The organism is Bizionia sediminis (genome assembly GCF_042684585.1).
GTDB lineage: Bacteria > Bacteroidota > Bacteroidia > Flavobacteriales > Flavobacteriaceae > Algorimicrobium > Algorimicrobium sediminis.
Genome location: NZ_JBHULS010000018.1, coordinates 1 through 2,903, shown reverse-complemented (window position 1 = coordinate 2,903; position 2,903 = coordinate 1). Strand labels below are relative to the sequence as shown.

Here is a 2,903-nt window from a genome sequence, read left to right as displayed (position 1 = left end):
GGAATCAGATTTTACGAGCGGCTAATCACTCAGAGTGATTTTATCAATCGTAATGAGTTTTTTTTAATTTCTTAAAGTTTGCGAGTTTGCAAAGTCCGTTGCTGCTCGTTTCAACTTGTGCCTAACGTGTTTGTGTATGATTAGTGGCGTGTTTAAGTATCTAATTTAGCAAATAAAAACCGAATAGAAAATCCGCGAGGATTTTCGTAAGTAGGCGAGAACCAGCCATTAATTATACACGGTGTTGGCGTGTCGTTATTTTTTTTCAGTTTCAAATTCGCAAATAATTGGCAAATGGTCGCTTACTTTTAACCAATCACTAATTTTTCCAAATTCCATTTTTTTTAGTCCGTTTATGAATTCCTTACTGCCAAAAACATAATCGATATGATATGGCTTTTCTAATTTTCTGTGCAGGAAAAAAGTCGGTCGAGTTTCAGTTCCTTGTTCTTCTTTCCAATATTTATGATATAAACTTTCAATTCCGATTTCGTTCAGTTCAGTCACTACGTCAGAGTGATTCCACCATCTGTCCCATTTGTCCCAAATCTTGTTACTATTAAAATCTCCGATAATTAAACTCTTATTTAAATTCGGTTTGTTGACTTGAAGATATTTCCATAATTGTCCAATATATCCAAAAGTCGGTGATTTATTGCTGTGATTCCAAACGGCTAATAAGTCAAAGTCTCCATTTACAGAACAAGGTAAAAAGTGTTTTACTTTATGGTCTTTATAATTGTCCGACCAATTCAGTCTTTTCAGTTCTATGTTTTTCTTTGCAAAAATCCCAATTCCTTTATTTTTGGTGTCTCCAATCCATAAATAATTTTCCGCCCATTCATTATATTCTTTGTGTCTGGTTTCCGCTGGATTTTCACACTCTTGAATTATATGTATGTCAGCATTAAAGTCCGTTAAATTCTCAAACTTTTTTCTTAATGCTCCATTACAATTCCAAGTTATAATTTTCAATTTGAGTTCTGTTTTCTAATGCACGCCAACGTGTTTGTGTATGATTAGTGGCGTGTTTAAGCCACTAATTTAGCAAATACAAACCGAATAGAAAATCCGCGAGGATTTTCGTAAGTAAGCACGAATCAAGCCATTAATTATACACGGTGTTGTGTGTAGTTATTTAATTAATCGGTTTCATCGTTAAAAATGAATATAAAAATATTTTCCTATTGTTTTCTGAATAATCAGCAATTGAGTTCATTATGAAATTTGATACAATCAAGCGACCATTAAAATTGTTCATTGTGGTTAGATGATATTCAGTTTCGTCATTCGGGTTGATAAATGATTGTGAAATATAATTTTTTTCGATGGTTAAATCACCCACTTTTTTATAATTTCCTTCATTAACAAATTTTTCATATAAAGGTAAAACTTGATGTTTTAAATCTTCAGATTTTATTTCTTCAATATTTCCACCGTATTCGGTCAGTTCAAAATTGGATATGGTTAAATATGTATTCCCATTTTCTGTCTCAATTCTAAATTTTTCACTATCGACTTTATGAAAACTATTAACAGCAGAAATAGTATATAAATTGTCAACTATGAAAGTTTTAACGTGTTCAGATTTTTCTGTTTTTTTTCTGTTCTTTAAAAAATCAAATATTCCCATTTTTTTTCTTTTAATTACACACAACGGTCTCGTGTATGCTCTCGTTGCGAGGTTTAAGCCCTAAAGATAGCAAATAAATCAACAGTAGAATATTCCGCAGGAATATTCGTAATGAGAATTGACCTAGCAATGGAGTATACACATTGTTAGCTTTTAGTGCTTTTTTTATTCGTTTTATAATTCATTGCTTTTTTGTTTTTCGTTCCGCTTGTCATTCCGATGTGGTTTATTTTAGTTTTCAAAATCCTGTGGTAGTTATCGCAACATAAATTTCGACTCGATTTTCATTCCGTAAACTTGCTCAATTTCCGACCAGTTTTTAATTCAGGTTTTGAGTGAGCAATTCCGCAATACTTTTCAATTCCGTTTGAGTTAGATTTCGAGTGTTCAATTCAGATTTCGATTCCGCACACGAGCTAAAAAGTCAGACGTAATTCGATTCAGGGTTTGCGTTATAATTCAACGTGTTTTGCAAAATTCGGCAACATAGTTTTTCGGTTTTTACTTTCTTAAAACTCAAAAAAAAATTCGATAAAGAAACTAGCTTTTTTCGATTCCGCAAACTTGCTCCAGCATTAAAGCTAACGGTCTCGTGTATGCTCTCGTTGCGAGGTTTAAGCCCTAAAGATAGCAAATAAATCAACAGTAGAATATTCCGCAGGAATATTCGTAATGAGCATTGACCTAGCAATGGAGTATACACATTGTTAGCTTTTAGTGCTTTTTTTATTCGTTTTATAATTCATTCCTTTTTTGTTTTTTCGTTCCGCTTGTCATTCCGATGTGGTTTATTTTAGTTTTCAAAATCCTGTGGTAGTTATCGCAACATAAATTTCGACTCGATTTTCATTCCGTAAACTTGCTCAATTTCCGACCAGTTTTTAATTCAGGTTTTGAGTGAGCAATTCCGCAATACTTTTCAATTCCGTTTGAGTCAGATCTCGAGTGTTCAATTCAGATTTCGATTCCGCACACGAGCTAAAAAGTCAGACGTAATTCGATTCAGAGTTTGCGTTATAATTCAACGTGTTTTGCAAAATTCGGCAACATAGTTTTTCGGTTTTTACTTTCTTAAAACTCAAAAAAAAATTCGAAAAAGAAACTAGCTTTTTTCAATTCCGCAAACTTGCTCCAGCATTAAAGCTAACGGCCTGGTGTATGATTTCGTTGCGGTCTGTTAGGAGTTAAAGTTAGTAAATAAAAACGAGATTTAGGTATTCGATAATTTTTCGCAAGCAGGTAAGAACTAGCAATGAATTATACACATTGT

Annotated in this window: 2 protein-coding genes; both read right to left on the bottom strand. The window is 32.9% G+C overall.

Annotated features, from left to right (window positions below; genetic code table 11):
* Positions 1-255 precede the first annotated feature (255 nt).
* Entirely contained in the window at positions 256-975 is a 720-nt protein-coding gene (locus tag ACFSQP_RS13055) for an endonuclease/exonuclease/phosphatase family protein (RefSeq protein WP_376895216.1), read from the bottom strand.
* 163 nt (positions 976-1,138) lie between these two features.
* On the bottom strand, positions 1,139-1,633 hold the full coding sequence (locus ACFSQP_RS13050; RefSeq protein ID WP_376895214.1) for a hypothetical protein: 495 nt from the start codon (positions 1,631-1,633) through the stop codon (positions 1,139-1,141).
* Between the last annotated feature and the right edge of the window lie 1,270 nt (positions 1,634-2,903).